This window comes from Hoeflea algicola, assembly GCF_026619415.1.
Lineage (GTDB): Bacteria > Pseudomonadota > Alphaproteobacteria > Rhizobiales > Rhizobiaceae > Hoeflea > Hoeflea algicola.
Genome location: NZ_JAOVZR010000001.1, coordinates 4,625,002 through 4,643,194, shown reverse-complemented (window position 1 = coordinate 4,643,194; position 18,193 = coordinate 4,625,002). Strand labels below are relative to the sequence as shown.

The following is an 18,193-nucleotide window of genomic DNA, read 5'->3' as shown; positions in this document are numbered from 1 at the left end:
CAAGTTTTCGGGAGGAGCTAGAATGATACCAGGCACATTCGACTATCACCGACCTGCAACCATTGACGATGCGGTGGGGCTGCTCACCAAACTCGGCGAGGATGCCAATATTCTCGCCGGCGGGCACAGCCTGATCCCCTTGATGAAGACCCGGCTGGCTTCGCCGGAACATCTTGTCGACCTCTCCGGCATCGGTGGTCTCAAGGGTATCGAGATCAAGGGCGACGAAATCATCATCGGCGCCATGACCACGCAGTTCGAACTGATCGCATCAGACGAACTTGCCCGTCATATTCCCATCATCGCCGAGACCTCGCGGCTGATCGCTGATCCGCAAATCCGCTACAAGGGAACCTTTGGTGGCAATGTCGCCAACGGCGATCCCGGCAACGACATGCCGGCGCTGATGATGTGCCTTGGGGCGACCTATGCGGTCACCGGTCCGGATGGCAGCCGGGAAATTCCCGCGCGCGATTTCTACCAGGGCGCCTATTACACCTCGCTGGAGCATGGCGAGATCCTGACTGCAGTCCGCATTCCGACCCCTGCCCCAGGCCATGGCTATGCCTATGAAAAACTCAAGCGCAAGGTTGGCGACTATGCCACTGCGGCCGCTGCCGTCGTCATCACCATGGCGGGTAGCAAATGCACCAGCGCATCGATCGGTTTGACCAACGTTTCGGAGACACCGCTCTGGGCATCCGATGCTGCTGCTCTGCTTGTTGGCACCAGCCTCGACAAGGCGACAGTCGATGCTGCCGTGGCAGCCGCCGAAGCCATCACCAACCCGGCCTCCGATATGCGCGGGCCTGCTGAATATCGCACGAAAATGGCAGGTGTCATGGTGCGGCGCGCACTTGAGCGGGCTCAGTCCCGCGCCAAAGGTTGAGGGGGAACTCCAATGACAAAATCGCATATCGAACTGACCATCAACGGCAAGAAGGTAGAGGCTCTGGTTGAGCCGCGCACCTTGCTGATCCACTTCCTTCGCGAACAGCAGAACCTCACCGGCGCGCACATAGGCTGCGACACCGGCCATTGCGGTGCCTGCACCGTCGACATGGACGACATGTCGGTCAAGAGCTGCATGACGTTTGCGGTGCAGGCCAACGGCACAGAAATTACCACCATCGAAGGCGTGGCCAATGCGGACGGAACCTTGAGTGCGCTGCAGGAAGGCTTCCGTATGATGCACGGCCTGCAATGCGGCTTCTGCACGCCGGGCATGATCGTCCGCGCGCACCGCCTGCTACAGGAAAATCCGGCGCCGACCGAGGATGAAATCCGCCATGGCATTTCCGGCAACCTTTGCCGCTGCACGGGCTACGTCAACATCGTCAAGTCCATCCAGTATGCCGCCGCGAAAATCAACGGCACCCCGTTTCAGGAGGCTGCAGAATGAACGACCAGACCAAAATTGATCAGGACCGCGCCGAGCGCACCGAAAAACTCCAGGGCATGGGCTGCAAGCGCAAGCGGGTCGAAGATGTCCGCTTTACGCAAGGCAAAGGCAGCTATGTCGATGACCTGAAACTGCCAGGCATGCTGTTTGGCGATTTTGTCCGCTCACCCCACGCCCATGCGCGGATCAAGAGCATAGATACCAGCCGCGCCCAGGCTCTGCCGGGCGTCGTTGCTGTGCTGACCGCTGCTGATCTCAAGCCGCTGGGTCTACATTACATGCCGACGCTGGCCGGTGACGTGCAGGCGGTTCTGGCCGAGGAAAAAGTTCTGTTCCAGAATCAGGAAGTGGCCTTCGTCATCGCCGAAGATCGCTACATAGCCTCCGACGCCACCGAACTGGTTGACGTGGAATATGAAGCGCTGCCGTGCATTGTCGATCCGTTCAAGTCGATGCTGCCCGATGCACCGATCCTGCGCGAGGACATTCAGGACAAGATGGAAGGCGCTCACGGTCCCCGCAAACACCCCAATCACATCTTTGAATGGAAGATCGGCGACCAGGAGGCCACGGATGCGGTCTTCGCCAATGCCGATGTGACCATCAAGGAAATGCTGGTCGATCACCGCACTCATCCATCGCCGCTGGAAACCTGCCAGTCGGTGGCCTCCTTCGACAAGGTCAAGGGTGAGCTGACATTGTGGGGCACATTCCAGGCGCCGCACGTCATTCGCACCGTCGTTTCGCTGATTTCGGGCCTGCCCGAGCACAAGATCCACGTCATTGCGCCCGATATCGGCGGCGGCTTCGGCAACAAGGTCGGCGCCTATGCCGGCTACGTTTGCTCGGTTGTGGGCTCCATCGTGCTCGGCGTGCCGGTCAAATGGGTCGAGGACCGGATGGAGAACCTCTCCACCACGTCGTTCGCCCGCGACTACCACATGACCACAGAACTTGCCGCCACCAAGGATGGCAAGATCCAGGCCATGCGCGTGCATGTGCTGGCCGATCATGGCGCCTTTGACGCCTGCGCCGATCCATCCAAATGGCCGGCCGGTTTCATGAACATCTGCACCGGCTCCTATGACATCCCGACAGCGCATCTGGCCGTCGATGGTGTCTACACCAACAAGGCCTCAGGCGGCGTCGCCTATCGCTGCTCGTTCCGCGTCACCGAAGCCGTGTTTGCCATCGAGCGGGCGGTGGAATTGCTGGCCCAGAAGCTTGGCATGGATGCGGCTGAGTTGCGCATCAAGAACTTCATCAAACCCGAGCAGTTCCCCTACCACTCGGCTCTCGGCTGGGAATATGACAGCGGCGACTATCACACCGCCATGAAGAAGGCGATGGACACCATCGGCTACAAGGAACTGCGCGAGGAGCAGGCGAAGAAGCGCGAAGCTTTCAAGCGTGGCGAGACCCGAGAACTGATGGGGATCGGCATCTCGTTCTTCACCGAGATCGTCGGCGCCGGGCCTGCCAAGAACTGCGATATTCTCGGCATCGCCATGTTTGACTCCGCCGAAATCCGCATCCACCCGACCGGTTCGGTGATTGCCCGTATGGGCACCAAGAGCCAGGGCCAGGGTCACGAGACAACCTACGCGCAGATCATTGCCACCGAAATCGGCATTCCGGCCGACGACATCATGATTGAGGAAGGCAACACCGACACTGCGCCCTATGGTCTCGGCACCTACGGTTCACGCTCCACGCCAGTGGCGGGTGCAGCAACGGCCGTGGCTGCCCGCAAGATCAAGGCGAAAGCCCAGATGATCGCCGCCCACATGATGGAAGTGCATGAAGGCGATCTGGAATGGGATGTCGACCGTTTCCGGGTCAAGGGATTGCCGGAAAAGTTCAAGACGATGAAGGAAATCGCCTGGGCTGCCTACAACAATCCGCCCCCGAACATGGAGCCCGGTCTGGAGGCAGTCAATTATTATGAACCGCCGAACATGACCTATCCGTTCGGCGCCTATTTCTGCGTCATGGACATCGACGTCGATACCGGTGTTGCCAAGACGAGGCGTTTCTACGCGCTCGATGATTGCGGCACGCGCATCAACCCGATGATCATCGAGGGACAGGTCCATGGCGGCCTGACCGAAGCCTTTGCCTGCGCCATGGGTCAGGAAATCCGCTACGACGAGCAGGGCAATGTCATGGGCGCGTCTTTCATGGACTTCTTCCTGCCGACCGCCGTCGAGACCCCCCATTGGGAAACCGACCACACGGTGACCCCCTCCCCGCACCATCCGATCGGTGCCAAGGGTGTGGGTGAAAGCCCCCATGTCGGCGGTGTGCCATGCTTCTCCAACGCCGTGAACGATGCCTATGCATTCCTCGGCGCCGGACACATCCAGATGCCGCATGATGCATGGCGCCTCTGGACCGTCGGCGAGAAGCTGGGTTTGCACACATAGAGTCGGGGAAGCTCCGGTGAAAATTCCACAGGAAAAGGTCGCCACGCAACTGGCCGCGGTCGGGTATATTCCCGATCGCGATCTGGCCACGGCGCTATGGCTTATGGAGAGCCTCAAGCGGCCGCTGCTGCTTGAGGGCGAAGCTGGCGTCGGCAAAACAGAAGTGGCACGGGCCTTGGCCCTTGCCCACGATACCAAACTGATCCGGCTGCAATGCTACGAGGGGCTCGACCAGAGTGCGGCCCTCTATGAATGGAACTATCAACGCCAATTGCTGGCCATCAAGGCACGCGAAGGCACCGATGCCGCTGCAGTCGAGGAGCATATTTTCAGCGAGGCCTATCTGCTCGAACGTCCGCTGCTGGCCGCGATCAGGCAGGAGAAGTCTCCTGTTCTGCTGATCGATGAGGTGGACCGGGCGGACGAAGAGTTCGAGGCGTTCCTGCTCGAACTGCTGTCAGACTTCCAGGTCTCGATTCCGGAATTGGGAACGATCACGGCGACCACCATTCCCCGTGTCATCCTGACATCCAATGGCACACGCGAACTCAGCGATGCCCTGCGCCGTCGCTGTCTCTACCATTATGTCGACTATCCCGATGTCGACCGCGAAGCCAGAATCATCCTGTCGCGCCTACCCGGCATCGACACCGATCTGGCACTGCAGATCGCCAATATGGTCAGCCTCATCCGCAAGGAAGACTTGCGCAAATCACCGGGCGTCGCCGAAACGCTGGACTGGGCTGCCACTCTGGCTGGCCTCGACATTCGCCATTTGCGCGATGAACCGGAGACGGTTCACGAAACATTGATGTGCCTGATCAAGACTGCTGAAGACAAATCCGGCATGACCCGTGAGGTCACCGACCGGCTGCTCGGCAAGGTGGCCTGAGATGAGCGCCGCGCTGCCTATGGAAAACCCGCTCGGCGCAGGCGCCAGGACGAAGCTCAATGGCTTCGCCCATGTCTTGCGCGACAACGGGTTTGTCGTCGGTTTGGCTGAAACTCGTGATGCCCTGACGATCCTGAGCGGCGGCAATGCGACCCGGCCCACGCGCCTGCGCGCGAGTTTGAAAACCCTGTTGTGCAGCAGGCAATCGGATTGGCAGAAATTTGACGAGATATTCGATGCCTACTGGTTGCAACGCGGGATGAAATCGGCGACGCGAATTTCCGGCGCGCCAAAAAATCTCCGGCCGGTCTGCAAACCCAGACGGCGGGCAAGCGCGGCTTTGGCGAAAGCGATCAGGCCGATCATGTCGAGCGCGGCGAAGGCAGTGAAGTTTCCGAAACCGGCCAGTCCAAGCGCGAAGGCGCATCACGGACCGAGCTTCTGTCAAAAACCGATTTTCGTCACCTCTCGCAACCCGAAGATCTGGCCGCTGCGCACGAGCTTGCAGAACGCCTTGCCAAAAGCATGCGCGCGCGGCTGACACGCCGGATGCATGCGCGGCGCTCCGGTCAACGGCTGGATCTCAGGCGAACCATTCACAAAAGCATCGCCCATGGCGGCACGCCGCTGGAGCTGATCCGCCGCAAGCGCAAGGACAAGCCTTTGCGGCTTGTGGTGCTGCTGGATGCGTCAGGTTCAATGAACCTCTATTCGGCTGTTTTCCTACGCTTCATGCACGGCGTTCTCGACAGCTTTCGCGAGGCCGAAGCCTTTGTGTTCCACACCCGTTTGATCCACATCTCGCCGGCCCTGCGCGAGCGCAATCCGCAACGCGCCATGGAGCGCATGTCGTTGCTGGCGCAGGGCACCGGAGGCGGAACCCGGATTGGCGAGAGCCTCGCCACCTTCAATCGCTGGCATGCCAAACGCTGCATTCATTCGCGCACTTGCGTCATGATCGTCTCGGACGGCTACGACACCGGTTCGGCTGAAAATCTCGGGATCGAGATGCAGGCATTGCGCCGCCGCTGCCGTCGCATTGCCTGGCTCAACCCGATGATCGGCTGGCAGGGCTACGCGCCGGAGGCCGCCGGCATGAAGGCGGCGTTGCCCTATATCGACCTGTTCGCTCCAGCCCACAATCTGGAGAGCCTTAAAAACCTAGAACCCTATCTGGCGAGGATATGACCATGCCACGGCAGTCCGACATTCTGGATCTGATGAATGATTACAAAACCAAGGGCGAGCCGTTCGCGCTGGCGACCGTCGTGCGCACGGTATCGGTCACAGCCGCAAAGGCTGGCGCCAAGGCGGTGATCCGAAGCGACGGTACCATCACCGAGGGTTGGATCGGCGGTGGCTGCGCCCGTGGCGCAGTGTTGAAGGCTGCGCGGGAAGCACTTGCCGATGGTCAATCGCGGCTTGTCAGCATCCAGCCCGACGAGCAGCTCTCGGAGCATCAGGTCAAACCCGGCGAGGTGCGCGAAGGCGTGGTCTACGCCAAGAACATGTGTCCCAGCCAGGGAACCATGGATGTGTTTGTCGAACCGGTGTTGCCGCGGCCGCATCTGACGATTTGCGGCGCCTCACCAGTTGCCGTTGCGCTTGCCGATCTCGCCCGGCGGATGGGGTTCTTCGTCACCATCTGCGCGCCGGCGGATGACCACGCCGGCTTTGGTGAAACCGATAGGCTGATTGATGGCTACGCCATTCCAACCGACGGCAGTGAAAGGGATTATGTGGTGATTGCCACCCAGGGCCGCGGCGACAGCGCGGCGCTCAAGGCGGCGGTGCAGGTGCCTTCAAAATACCTGGCATTTGTCGGCTCACGCAAAAAGGCTGCCGCTTTAAAAGCCGATTTGGTAGAATCAGGCATACAGGCTGCACAGCTTGAAAACATTCATGCCCCGGCGGGTCTCGATCTCGGCGCCATCACGCCCGACGAAATCGCGTTCTCGATTGTCGCCGAAATGATCGAAATCCGCCGCCGCGGCCAACGCACACTCTGACAAGGACAAACCAATATGGAAATGAACGGATCACAGCGCATCGAAGCCTCCCGCGAAGAAGTCTATGCCGCCTTGAATGACGTCGACATCCTGCGCCAGTGCATTCCCGGTTGCGAGTCTCATCGAAAAGACCTCCGATACCGAGATGAACGCCAAGGTGACATTGCGGGTCGGTCCGGTGAAGGCGAGTTTTACCGGCAAGGTGACGTTGTCGGATCTCAACCCACCAAACGGATACACCATCAGCGGCGAAGGTTCCGGCGGCATGGCCGGCTTTGCCAAGGGCGGAGCGAAAGTTGATCTGGTGCCTGAAGGCGATGCAACCATGCTCAACTACACCGTCAAGGCCGAAATCGGAGGCAAGATCGCTCAGCTTGGCAGCCGCCTGATCGATGGCACGGCGAAGAAGCTGGCCGGCGAGTTCTTTGCCAAATTCAGCGAAATTGTCGGTCCGCCGCCGGCTGTCGAACAAGCAGAGGCCTAGGAAGTTGCGGCCAAGAAGGGCTGGGTCGGCCGCTTGCGCGATTCCTTGTAACCCGCGCTAGCTAATTGCCTGTCTGGCGGCCCTATTCGAAGCACGTGCGGCCGGAGGGACAAGGAGACATATGATTGATGTATGACACGGCGGCAATCGTTCTGGCAGCAGGCCTGTCTCGCCGGATGGGAGCGGTCAACAAACTGCTTATCGACATCAACGGCGCTGCGATGATCCGGAACACGGTGTCGGCCTGTGCAGCCGTGTGTGATGCGCCGGTTACCGTTGTGACTGGCCATCAGGCAGCCGTCATCGAACAGGTGCTGGCGGGGCTCAACGTCAGGTTCATTCACAACCCGGATTATGCTTCGGGACAGGCAAGCTCTGTGGTTTCCGGACTGAACGCGGTGCCGGAGGCAAGGACAACGCTTGTCGTACTGGGCGATCAACCGCTCCTGGATAATGAAGCACTGAGACAGCTTCTTGCTGCGCACAGGGCCAGCGACGAAACACGCATTACCATACCGGTGAACGGCACTGATCGCGGTAATCCACTGGTCATCCCGCTGGCGTTGAAGGCATCGTTGCTGTCAGACAAGACCAACCCCGGCTGCCGGAAATTCACCCGCAACAACCCGGACAAGGTCAACCAGGTGGCCTTTGATAACCCTGCCTATTTCACCGACCTCGACACGCTGGACGACCTCGAATCCTTTCAGAAGGCACAACCGCCAGCCACGTGACACGGCTATAGCGAGGGCATACCATCCCCATCATGCGGGCCTATGTTGCTTGAGAAAGCGGTCGATCACGCCCACCAGTGTCAGCGCAATCGCGATCCGGACGAACTGAAAGCTGGCGACAGTGGCGACGTCGAGCCGCAGCACCTCGGCGGTGATCACCATTTCGGTTACCGCGCCGGGCGCGTTTGCCAGCATCATGGTGGCAAGGTCGATATCATAGAGGTAACCGAGGATCAGCGAGACCATCGCCGAGACCGCTATGAGGAAGGCTGTCGACAGGCAGGTGCCGAGCAAGAACCGCCCGGCGCCGCGAAACAGATCGCGCCGGAACATCGATCCCGGCGAAACCCCAAGCAGGATCTGCGCGGCGGGAACGACGCCGGCATGGTGGGTGGCGTGCGGGATACCCGACGCCGCCAGCGCGCCGACAACCATCATCGGGCCGAGGAAAAACGGGCTGGTGAGGCGAACCATGCTTGCGGCCAGACCGGCAGCCAGGGCGATTGCGGCCAGCAGTGCCGTGTCCCACCATCCGCCGGCGGCAATCGCCACGGCCGGCGCGGATACGGCAGCGATGGTGAGCGCGGGGGGAAACACCAGCACGACGAAGACGATCCGCAAGGTCTGTGCCAGCGCGGTGCGCGCGCCATCACCACCGTTCTGGGTTGCCAGCAGCGCCATCTCGATTGGGCCACCAGGCACCGTGGAATAAAGCGCGGTTGCGCGATGGACGCCAAACAGACGGGATTGCGCGACACCGTAGGCGGTCGCCGCAGCCGTCAGTATCAGGGCACCGGCAATGATCGGCACCGCATTTGCAATGATGCGGTCAAAGGCGTCTGGTGTCAGGTGCAGACCGAGCGCGCCGCCGATCACAAGTTGGCCGATAACCCGCAGCAAGGCCGGCGGCGCTCTCTGGCTGAATAGCAGGGTGATGGCCGCAGTGGTGATCATCGGCCCGATCATCCAGGCCAGCGGCGCGTGCAACCAGGTGCCGAGCTGGCCCGCCACAAAGGCTGCCGCAAAGACGCCAAGCAATATCGCCACCCGCCGTAATGCCGACCAGGAAGCCGCTCTCATGGCCTGTCGAGCGGACTATTCTGCGCCTCCGATTTCCCCTCCCGGTCATAGGCAAGCCGAAAACCGACATGGCCCGTGCCGCTGTCGGGCGGACAGCCGAGCCGGGCGGCGATACGGTAGCGATGGCAATAACTTTGATGACACAGATAGGAGCCACCCTTCATCAGGCGCTGCTGTTGGCTTTTGGCAACCTGATTGCGTAGTTTGCCGTTGCTCGACAGCGAGCGGACGCGAAACGGATCCTCACACCATTCCCAGGCATTGCCGACCATGTTGTAGAGACCGAAGCCATTGGGTTCGAACGTATCGACAGGTGCTGTGCCGGCATGGCCGTCAAGCGTCAGATTGGTATCGGGAAAATGCCCCTGCCAGATATTGCAGGGGAAGAAATCGTGATCGTCGGGATTGCGATCACCCCAGGGGTAGACGCCGCCATGCGGGCCGCGGGCCGCGTGCTCCCACTCGGCTTCGCTCGGCAGCCGCCCGCCTGCCCAAGCCGCAAAGGCCCTGGCGTCACGCCAGGAAACATGCACCACCGGGTGGTTTACACGGTCATCCACATCGGAACCGGGGCCTTCGGGATGTTTCCAGCAGGCGCCCTCGATCCTGAGCCACCAGGGCGCTTCCGGCGCTGCCGGCACGGCTTTCGCAATCTCGGTGGTAACGAAAGCCCAGAAGACAAACGACCAGCCGTACTGCTCGGCTTCTGTGACAAATCCTGTCGATTCAACGAATGCGGTAAAGCGCTTATTGGTGACGGCAAAACGATCAATGCCGTAGCTGCGCAAACGCACCTTGCGCCGCGGCGCCTCGCCATCGATTGGCAGCACCGGATGATCGGTGCCGACATAAGACGTTGCGCCCTCGATCCAGACCATATCCCGACTGCCGGGATCTTCCCGCCCATCTGCGAGTGGAACCTGATCCAACGTGACGGCGCCAGGCTTGGCCGGGGCTGATGGAACACAACAGCTTTTTGCGGGCTTGTCGGCTGCCGCATGATCAACCTGTTGGTTCATTTTGCCCCGCTGTCGTTCGATCATCGGGTTTGCCCCACACCACGCGCCGTTTCAGGCGCCGCCGCGCAAATTGCGCTGCCGTGGGTCGATGATGTCGCGCAGTCCGTCGCCCATCAAATTGAGACTCAGCACGGCAACCGCAATGGCGATACCGGGGAACACGGCAATCCACCAGGCTTCCTGAATATAGGTACGACCATCGGCGATGATGTTACCGAGCGACGGTGCCGGCGGTGGCGGGCCAACGCCGAGAAAGCTCAGGATCGCCTCGGCGACGATCGACACGGCAAAGACGAAAGTCAGTTGGACGATCAATGGCGACAAGGCATTAGCGAGGATATAGCGGAAGATGATGCGCGCGTGGCTTGCGCCAACTGCATGCGCCGCCTCAATGAACTGCATGCCCTGAACCACCAGCACGCTGGCGCGAACAATGCGCGCCGTGCGAGGGGTGAAGGTAACTGTGAGCGCGATGATGGCGTTGATTTCGGACGGTCCGAGCGCTGCAGCGAGGGCAATGGCCAGCAGCACGCCGGGAAACGCCATCAAACCATCGAGCGTACGCATGATAAGGCTGTCGAGCCAGCGAACATAGCTTGCCAAAGTGCCAAGCAGCGTGCCGAGAATTCCGGTTGTCAGAACGACAATGAGGCCGATGCGCAGCGATACGCGGGTGCCGTAGATGATGCGGCTGGCGATGTCCCGGCCGAAGGAATCGGTGCCGAACCAGTGCTCGTAGGATGGCGGCATGAGGATCGAACGGTAATCGCTGCGGCTCGGCTCATAGGGCGCGATGAGATCGGCAGACAGGGCGACAAATACAAAGATCGCAAGGATCACCAACCCGAAGGAAAACGAGCGGTGGGAGAGCAGCCGGCCGGCAAGCTGACGCCAGCGTCGCCTTCGCGCGGCTGCCATTTCAGCGCCCAGCGAGAGCGTGTCCTCGGGGTGCACGGGCTCAGCGGTCATCACGAACCCTCGGGTCAAACCAGACATAGAGCACATCGACAATGATATTGACGAAGACGAAAATCGCCGCCGTCACCAGCAGACCACCCTGGATGATCGGGAAATCGCGCCTCTGGATCGAGCCGATGATCAGCCTGCCGACGCCCGGGAGCGAAAACACCGATTCAATCACCACCGCGCCGCTCAGCAGCACCCCGGTGATGACACCGACAACGGTGATGATCGGTACCATGGCGTTGATCAGCGCATGTTTGAAAATCACCGTGCGGGCGCGCATTCCCTTGGCCTTGGCTGTGCGCACGAAATCCTGATTGAGCACATCGAGCATGCTCGACCGGGTCATTCGGGCAATTACGCCCATTTGCGTAAAGGCCAGCGTCAGGGCGGGCAGTGTCATGCTTCGCACCCAGCCAAAAAAGTCTTCGGTGATCGGAACGTAACCGCCGGTGGGAAGCCAGCCCAGAAACACGCCGAACAGAATGATCATGACAATGCCGAACCAGAAGTCGGGCACCGAAAGACCAATCAACGCTGTGACCATCGCGCCCTGATCGAGCCAGGTGTTCTGGCGGACCGCGGCGAGAATGCCGAGCAAGATTCCGATCACGGTAGCAATGACCAGCGAAAGGCCGGCGAGCGACAGGGTGATCGGCAGCCGCTCGAAAACAGCATCGCTTACCGAGCGGTTCAACAGGTAGGAATGGCCAAGATCGCCTTGCAGCAACTGGCCATACCATGCCAAAGCGCGCTCCAAGAGCGGTCGGTCGAGACCAAGGTTCTGGCGGATGGCTTCGAGTTCGGCAGGTGTGGCATCGCCACCGGCAATCTCGGCGGTGACATCGCCGGGAACGATCCAGATGATCAGGAATGTGACCAGCGACACGACAAAGAGAATTGGGATGGCGCTGAGAAGACGACCTGCAACGAACCGGATCAAGTTTCTCTCCCCCGAGAAGGCGATGGGTGGGTCGGCGGGAAGCGGACTGCCTCCCGCCGACCCTATCTGGTCAAACCGGCTTAGTCTTCAAACCAGACGTTGTAGACGCGCGGGAAACGGAACGGCTTGAAGCCCTTCACATTTGACCGGCTGGCCTGCATCAGCCCGATATTGCCAAGCTTGATGACACCGAAAAACTCGTACATACGCGTCTGGATCTTGGCGAAGGTGGCCTTGCGGGCCTCCACGGTCGAACCGGAAATGAGTTCCTCGTAAAGCTGATCAAGTTCGGGATCGTTCTTGATGAAATGCGGCTTCTCGCCTGTCAGCGTTGCAATCAGTCCGACCGGGCCAAGATAGGGCTCGATGCCCATCTGCAGCGTCCAGCCGTTCCAGCCTTCAGGCTGCAGCCTGATTTTCAGCGCTGTTGGCCAGTCAACCTGATTAACGACAGCATTGATACCGATGGCGTTGAGTTGTTCGGCGATGACGATGGCGGACTTCGAATGACCGGGGATGTTGCCGTCGGTCAGGATCGAGAATTCCTCGCCATTATACCCCGCTTCCTTGAGCAGCGCCTTGGCGCGATCCGCGTCGGCCTGATTGTAGTACTCCTTGCCGATGTCACCCGCATCATAGGTCGTGCCGGCATATTGCCAGCCATGATCAAGCTGGAACAAGCCTTCGGTGGTGATGCCCATGATTTCTTCCATGTTCAGCGCAACCTGAACGGCTTCGCGGAACTTGGGATTGTCGGACGGCGGCACATTCATGTTGAAAATGAAGGTGTTGAACGCCCAGGGCATGTTCTCGTAGGTGACAATATCGGCATTGCCTTCCAGGCGCCGCGCGGCAGGCACCGGAATCTGCTCAAGCAAGTGAACTTCGCCTGCTTCAAGTGCGGCAACCTGGGCACCCGGTTCAGTGATGATGCGGAAGGTGACCGTATCAAAATAGGCAGTCTTGTTGCCGCCAAAGCCGTCGATCCCGGTTGAGCGCGTATCGGCGCTGTAGTCTGCGAACCGCTCGAGCTTGACGTGGCTATCGGGAACATACTCAACATATTTGTAGGGGCCGGTTCCGACGAAGCTGTTCTTGCCGGCTTCAGTCTCCGCGTCTTCTTCGGGAATGATGACCGCAGGTGCGCGTGGAGAGGAAAAGGCCTCCAGAAATGTCGGCGTCGCCTTCTTCATGGTGAAGGTGACTTCGTAGTCGCCGGTGATCTCGATGCTTTCGACCGGATCGAGAAGATTGCCGGTGGCGCCGACCTTGCGGTAGCGCTCAAGCGATGCCTTGACGTCCTTGGCGGTCATTTCCTTGCCGTTGTGGAATTTCACACCCTTGCGCAAGGGAAAGCGATAGGTGAGCCCGTCATCGGAGATCTCGCAGGTTTCGGCGAGGATCGGAATCGGCGTCACGGCTTCGCTGAAGCCGTAGAGCGGCTCGTAGATATTCATGTTGATGTTGCGTGACGCCTGTGAAGACGTCGACATCGCATCAAGGCTTGGCGGATTGGAGCCTTGAACGACGATAAAGTCGCCGCCCATGGTCTGGGCCATGGCGCCACCGGCCAGGAACGCAGTCGAAAGCACAAGCGCCCCCGTCACGGTCAATGCCCGGCCCAATGATTTCAATTGGTGATATACTCCCATTTCTTCTCATCTCCCTGTTGTCGTTCCCGCGACACCGCACAGGCTTGTGGGGTGCCCCCCTTTGCCGCTATATCGGCGTTTCCGGGGTGTTTTGTATTATCGTATTATCGTATTATCGTATACGATGTTCGCTTAACGCCAGAATGTCAAGGAATTCACTCTTCATGTCGACTGCTAAAGCGCCACGACCAAAAAGAAACTTCTCCAGCCTCGCCCCGCTGACGACGAAAACCCTTGTTGATCAGGTCGTTGATGCGATTGTGGAAGCGACCGCCAAGGGAATATTTCTGCCCGGAGACAGGATCGTCGAGGCGGAAGTCGCGCGCTCGCTGAACGTCAGCCGGATCCCGGTTCGCGAGGCATTGCGGCTGTTGGAGAGCCAGGGGGTAGTTGTCAGCGAACGTTACCGCGGCATGCGGCTGATGAGCGTCAATATTGATCGGCTCGAAAAAACCCTCAAGGTTCGTCTTGCGCTGGAAAAGCTCGCCGGTGCTGAAGTGATCGCACGGGCAATGGCAGATCCGGCGATCCTGGCTCCGCTTGAGGACATCGTCACCCAGATGCATGCTGCAGCCGATGCCGGCGACGGCTTTTTGGTGGCAAGCCTCGATACCGCGTTTCATCTCTGCCTTTGCGAGTTGTCGGACAATGACACGCTGGTACGCACCTGGAAGCCGCTGTCGCGGCAGCTGACGATCATCTTCGGCCTTTCGACCCTGAAGAAGGACATAAAGGCCATTGTCGCCGAGCATGACGACGTCATAGACGCCTTGCGCAAGGGCGACCGGAGCGCATTCGACAAGCTGATGGAAGTCCATATCCTCGAATACTCGCGTGCCGTGGACTATGAGAAGCTCGTCGAGCAATTGCGGATGCTTGAGCATCGCGACAACACCGATTGAGGGCTCACAGCTAAATGCTGCGTGCGACCTCTGCATCCGGCACCACCGCATTGCGCGCCGGATGCCCGAAGGCGGGTGCCAGCGCGTAATCATCGCCGCTACGGTCGAGAAGCCCAATCAGACGGCCGTGCATGTCGGCTGCCAGATCGGCGCCGGCTGACTGGTCCACCAGATTGTTCATTTCATAGGGGTCGGTTGAAAGATCAAACAGCTGCCATGGCCGGGCCCCTGCCCGGTCGCCGATCACCGTGTATTTGAGGTGATCGGACCTGATCCCGCGCCAGGTCTCGTCGTAATAGGAGCGGTTAGACCGGGTTTCGGTGACGAATTCCAGCAACACGCCATCGCGGACCGGCTCCGCACATTCGCCACGGATGAACGGCGCCAAATTCATTCCGGTGAAGCGCGCGGACGCTGAACCGCCGGTCAGCCCGACAAATGTTGGAAACAGGTCCTCGGTGTTGACCGGTACAGACGCGGTCGCGCCGTGGCCGGCAACGTAACGGTCGGGACCGGCGACAATCAGCGGCACGCCTACCGATTCCTCCCAGGGCTCCGCCTTGCCCAGCAAGCCGTGGCTGCCGCCAAGTTCCCCGTGATCGGAGAGGAACACGACCACGGTGTTATCCGCCAAGCCAGTCTGTTCCAGAACCGTGTCCAGCTTTCCCATGTTGTCGTCGATCATCTCGATCATGGCGTAATAGGCCTGCATATTGGCTTCGGCCACCCGCGCCACCGACGCGGGGTCATCCGGGTCGACCTTTCCCGCCGGCCCGCTTTCCTCATGCCATTCGGGCGGAAAGAAGCTGATGGCAGCAAGATCTACATTTGGCCGCGGCACCATCGGCCCGCGATCGCGGACACGCTTCAGACTCTGCTCCGACGCCATAAAGGGCGGATGCGGCGCCTCGACCGACAGCAACAGGAAAAACGGCTGATCCTCCGGCCTATCTGCTTCGAGATAATGGGCAGCCAGATCAAACAGCCCGTCGGTCTGATGGCCGGGAAGACGCCGCGGCACCGGATCGTCATCGACAAAATAGGCGGTGTCGTAGAAATCATTGCGAAGTTCGAAACCGCGCCAATAGTCAAATCCGCGGCGGTGACTGGCCGGGATCGGCGTCCTGCTTGCCTGCGACAGGGTCAGGCCGCCGCTGACGCCATAGGCCGAATAGAGGTGCCATTTGCCGATATAGGCCGTGGCATAGCCTTGTGATTTCAGCGCATCGCCCAACGTATGCTCCGCCGGAGACAGCCGGTAGCCAAGCGCAGGCACATTTCTGGAATGGGCGTATTCACCGGTCACCATTGAAAACCTGAACGGCACACAGGCAGGAAACGTCGAACAGGCCGAGGTAAAGCGAACGCCACGGGAAGCGAGCCTGTCGAGGTTGGGGGTGCGTACATTTGGATCGCCGGCACAGCTCAGCGCGTCGCGCCGCATCTGATCAACGAGAACGACAATGATGTTTGGCTGATTCATGATACCCGTTTCCGGTTGCGTATAATAGCATCGACCGGCACCATAACCACGGACGGAGCGCGACAGCGAGAAGGTACTTGAGACTTGCTAATCGTATTATAGTATACAATATTAAAACCAACAAAGCGTTTTTCGAACCGAACGGGAATGCATGTGCCGGCCACCCACGAACCCCACACCACCATGAACGGTTCCCACACACCGCCGCCGTTGCTGGAGGTTGAAGACCTTACCGTTTCATTCCACGGCCTGAACATCGTCAAGAACCTCTCCTTCACGCTTTCGCCGGGCGAGATATTGGGGATCGTTGGTGAAAGCGGCAGCGGCAAGAGCATGACCGCGCTGTCGATCATGGGGCTATTACCGCGTAACGGGGTTGTCACTGCCTCGGCCCTGCGGCTTAACGGCGAAGACCTGACCAACGCCAGCGAGAGCCGGCTGGAAGAGTTGCGCGGCGCCTCGATGGGCATGATCTTCCAGGAGCCGATGACCGCGCTCAACCCGGTGCTGACTATTGGCGACCAGATCATGGAGACGGTCAGGCGCCATCTGAAAGTGGGGCGGCGTGAGGCGCGTGAGCGATCAATCGAAGCCTTGCGGAGGGTCGGCATCCCCTCGCCCGAACAGCGCATCGACGATTATCCGCACCGGCTGTCGGGCGGCATGCGGCAGCGGGTGATGATCGCCATGGCGCTGATGTGCCAGCCGAAACTGCTGATTGCCGATGAACCGACGACAGCGCTGGACGTGACTGTTCAGGCGCAGATCCTTGATCTGATGCTCGACTTGCAGGCCGAGTACAAGATGGGCATCATCCTCATCAGCCATGATCTGGGCGTGGTGTCGGCGTTCACCGACCGGGTGTTGATCATGTATCTGGGACAAGTGCTCGAAGACGCCAGCGCCGACGCAATGTTCAATAATCCGCTGCATCCCTATACCGAAGGGCTGCTTGCCAGCATCCCGCCGGTTGATCACGACGAGGAACGGCTTCAGGCGATCAAGGGGTCGGTTCCGCCGATCTTCGACCAGCCGCCCGGTTGCCGGTTCGAACCGCGCTGCAACTATGCCCGGCCGGTGTGCGCAACGGCGGTTCCGGCGCTTGTCGATTGCGGCCAGTCGCACCGCGCCGCCTGCATTCGCAACACCGGTTACCAGTTCACGCAGGTCAAGCCATGAGCCTGCCACACACTTCCGCTCCGGCTGGCGATCCGATCCTCGAGGTCAAGCACCTGTGCAAGGATTTCATTGCCGGCAAGGATGGCTTGTTGTCCGCCAAGCGCACCATCCGGGCTGTCGACGATGTCAGCTTTGACATCATGCGCGGCGAGACGCTCGGGCTTGTTGGCGAAAGCGGCTGCGGCAAAACCACGACGGGACGGCTGTTGCTGCGGTTGCTCGACGTGACATCGGGAAGCGTCAAATTCAACGGCGCCGATATTCTCGCCCTGAGCCCACCGGAAATGCGCGCCATGCGGCGCGACATGCAGATCATTTTTCAAGACCCGTTCGGCGCGCTTAACCCGCGCATGACGGCAGGCGAACTGATCGTCGAGCCGCTGGTCATTCATGGCATCAGTGATGCCGTTGAGCGCGAAAGAACGCTGCGGCGGCTTTTGAATCTGGTCGGGCTTTCCGCCTTTCACGCCGGCCGCTATCCGCATGAATTCTCTGGCGGGCAGCGGCAGCGCATCTGCATCGCCCGGGCGCTGGCTCTGGAACCGGCGTTCATTGTCTGCGACGAGGCGGTGTCGGCGCTCGATGTCTCGGTGCAGGCGCAGATCCTGAACCTGCTTCAGGATCTCAAACACGAACTCGGGCTGACCTATCTCTTCATCTCGCATGATCTGGGCGTGGTGCGACATATCTCCGAGCGCGTGGCGGTGATGTATCTCGGCCAGATCGTCGAACTTGGCTTGCGCCGATCGATTTTCGACACCCCTGCCCATCCCTATACTCAGGCGCTGTTGCAATCGGTTCCTTCGTCCGCCAAGGGGCGAAAGTCGTTCTTTACGATCAAGGGCGATGTGCCGAGTGCCGCCAACCCGCCAAGCGGGTGCCGTTTCCACACGCGCTGCCCGATTGCCATTCCGCGCTGCAGTTCCGAACCGCCCCGACTGCGCGAGATCGCGCCCGGACAATCTGTCTCCTGTCATCTGGCAGGAACGGAGCCGACTCTTGACACCGCTTCTGTCTGACAAGGA

The 18,193-nt window shown here is 60.1% G+C and carries 15 protein-coding genes and 2 pseudogenes; 11 read left to right on the top strand and 6 right to left on the bottom strand.

Going from position 1 to position 18,193, the window contains the following annotated elements; translation table 11 throughout:
- Positions 1-22: 22 nt before the first annotated feature.
- The 8 genes and pseudogenes from OEG84_RS22470 (at position 23) to OEG84_RS22435 (ending at position 7,947) form a co-directional block, all read left to right on the top strand.
- Positions 23-889: an FAD binding domain-containing protein gene (locus OEG84_RS22470; protein WP_267655829.1), complete on the top strand. Its 867-nt coding sequence runs from the start codon at positions 23-25 to the stop codon at positions 887-889.
- A gap of 12 nt (positions 890-901) precedes the next feature.
- Entirely contained in the window at positions 902-1,402 is a 501-nt protein-coding gene (locus OEG84_RS22465) for a (2Fe-2S)-binding protein (protein WP_267655827.1), read from the top strand.
- Positions 1,399-3,828 carry an aerobic carbon-monoxide dehydrogenase large subunit gene (locus tag OEG84_RS22460; protein WP_267655825.1) on the top strand — a complete coding sequence of 810 codons (2,430 nt, stop codon included), beginning with the start codon at positions 1,399-1,401 and terminating at the stop codon, positions 3,826-3,828. Before OEG84_RS22465 ends, OEG84_RS22460 begins: the two co-directional genes overlap by 4 nt.
- Positions 3,829-3,850: 22 nt before the next feature.
- Positions 3,851-4,720 carry an AAA family ATPase gene (locus tag OEG84_RS22455; RefSeq protein WP_425602931.1) on the top strand — a complete coding sequence of 290 codons (870 nt, stop codon included), beginning with the start codon at positions 3,851-3,853 and terminating at the stop codon, positions 4,718-4,720.
- Between the two features lies 1 nt (position 4,721).
- Positions 4,722-5,908 (top strand): annotated as a pseudogene (locus OEG84_RS22450) (vWA domain-containing protein).
- Between the two features lie 2 nt (positions 5,909-5,910).
- Complete coding sequence (locus OEG84_RS22445) at positions 5,911-6,729, top strand: XdhC family protein (protein WP_425602881.1); 819 nt, start codon at positions 5,911-5,913, stop codon at positions 6,727-6,729.
- Positions 6,730-6,744: 15 nt separating this feature from the next.
- Positions 6,745-7,210: pseudogene (locus OEG84_RS22440) on the top strand (SRPBCC family protein); the annotation flags it as partial.
- A 131-nt stretch (positions 7,211-7,341) separates the two neighbouring features.
- A complete protein-coding gene (locus OEG84_RS22435) occupies positions 7,342-7,947 on the top strand; it encodes a nucleotidyltransferase family protein (protein ID WP_267656293.1) in 606 nt (201 codons plus the stop codon).
- A gap of 30 nt (positions 7,948-7,977) precedes the next feature.
- Here OEG84_RS22435 and OEG84_RS22430 read toward each other — a convergent pair whose 3' ends face one another.
- The 5 genes from OEG84_RS22430 to OEG84_RS22410 all read right to left on the bottom strand — a co-directional run bounded on the left by OEG84_RS22430 (position 7,978) and on the right by OEG84_RS22410 (position 13,604).
- On the bottom strand, positions 7,978-9,027 hold the full coding sequence (locus OEG84_RS22430) for an AbrB family transcriptional regulator (RefSeq protein ID WP_267655822.1): 1,050 nt from the start codon (positions 9,025-9,027) through the stop codon (positions 7,978-7,980).
- Positions 9,024-10,046, bottom strand: a complete 1,023-nt coding sequence (locus tag OEG84_RS22425) for a formylglycine-generating enzyme family protein (protein WP_267655820.1) — start codon at positions 10,044-10,046, stop codon at positions 9,024-9,026. Before OEG84_RS22425 ends, OEG84_RS22430 begins: the two co-directional genes overlap by 4 nt.
- 51 nt (positions 10,047-10,097) lie before the next feature.
- Positions 10,098-11,015 (bottom strand): ABC transporter permease, encoded by a 918-nt coding sequence (locus OEG84_RS22420; protein WP_267655819.1) that lies wholly within the window; start codon positions 11,013-11,015, stop codon positions 10,098-10,100.
- Complete coding sequence (locus tag OEG84_RS22415) at positions 11,005-11,952, bottom strand: ABC transporter permease (protein WP_267655818.1); 948 nt, start codon at positions 11,950-11,952, stop codon at positions 11,005-11,007. The genes OEG84_RS22420 and OEG84_RS22415 overlap by 11 nt, the downstream gene beginning before the upstream one ends.
- 80 nt (positions 11,953-12,032) lie before the next feature.
- The gene (locus OEG84_RS22410) at positions 12,033-13,604 is read right to left on the bottom strand and encodes an ABC transporter substrate-binding protein (protein WP_267655817.1); all 1,572 of its coding nucleotides are present in this window, start codon (positions 13,602-13,604) and stop codon (positions 12,033-12,035) included.
- 164 nt (positions 13,605-13,768) lie between these two features.
- Here OEG84_RS22410 and OEG84_RS22405 point away from each other — a divergent pair, with 164 nt between their 5' ends.
- Complete coding sequence (locus OEG84_RS22405) at positions 13,769-14,506, top strand: GntR family transcriptional regulator (protein WP_267655816.1); 738 nt, start codon at positions 13,769-13,771, stop codon at positions 14,504-14,506.
- Between the two features lie 10 nt (positions 14,507-14,516).
- Here the strand turns inward: OEG84_RS22405 and OEG84_RS22400 are convergent, their stop codons facing one another.
- On the bottom strand, positions 14,517-15,989 hold the full coding sequence (locus OEG84_RS22400) for a sulfatase family protein (protein ID WP_267655815.1): 1,473 nt from the start codon (positions 15,987-15,989) through the stop codon (positions 14,517-14,519).
- Between the two features lie 183 nt (positions 15,990-16,172).
- On the opposite strand from OEG84_RS22400, the gene OEG84_RS22395 reads away from it, so the two are divergent.
- Complete coding sequence (locus OEG84_RS22395) at positions 16,173-17,168, top strand: ABC transporter ATP-binding protein (RefSeq protein ID WP_267655814.1); 996 nt, start codon at positions 16,173-16,175, stop codon at positions 17,166-17,168.
- Complete coding sequence (locus OEG84_RS22390) at positions 17,165-18,187, top strand: ABC transporter ATP-binding protein (RefSeq protein ID WP_267655813.1); 1,023 nt, start codon at positions 17,165-17,167, stop codon at positions 18,185-18,187. Before OEG84_RS22395 ends, OEG84_RS22390 begins: the two co-directional genes overlap by 4 nt.
- Positions 18,188-18,193 lie beyond the last annotated feature (6 nt).